Source organism: Bradyrhizobium sp. Arg237L, from assembly GCF_029990105.1.
Taxonomy (GTDB): Bacteria; Pseudomonadota; Alphaproteobacteria; order Rhizobiales; family Xanthobacteraceae; genus Bradyrhizobium.
On sequence record NZ_JAQMIL010000208.1, the window covers coordinates 1 to 564 of the forward strand.

Consider the following 564-nt stretch of genomic DNA (forward strand, 5'->3'; position numbering starts at 1 on the left):
CACTATCCCCCTCAACCATCCATCCCCCTTTGGCGCGATATAGCCACGGGTATTCCGTGCCAGCGGGCCACCGGCTTACCATCACAGCGGGCCAGCTTGGCATCGAGCTTGATGGTAAGATTCCCGCGGATAGCGAGGGACAGGCTGAAATCTGCTTCAAGAACATTGAGGCCATCTTGGCGGAAGACGGAATGACAATGGCTAACGTCGTCCGCCTGAGCGTGTACGTTACAGCACGCGAGCATATGGAGGGCTACCGACGGGCGCGCGACCGGCGATTTCCGGGTGCGCCGCCAACGACCACGCTGATCATGGTGGCCGGATTGGTCCGGCCGGAGTTCGTGATCGAGATTGAGGCGATTGCAGCAGCCGCTCCTTAGCGGAGTAACCCACCATACGGAGCGGGAGCTCTGGGCGCCATTCTATTAAAGTGACATGGTACGTTCGCTCTGAGTCATCGAGCCGTCAGCTTCGGGTCCGGAAGCAGTCAGCAAGCCGAGCAAAGTCATCTGCGAAGCTGTAAGGCGGACCAGTTCATTGTGCCGTAAGCTCGATTATGCCGAA

General features: G+C 58.9%; 1 protein-coding gene. It reads left to right on the top strand.

Features of this window, described 5'->3' with window-relative positions:
* Positions 1–380, top strand: a 380-nt coding sequence (locus OZ411_RS43010) for a RidA family protein (RefSeq protein WP_282532811.1), incomplete at its 5' end; no start/stop codon positions are given.
* Positions 381–564: the final 184 nt, after the last annotated feature.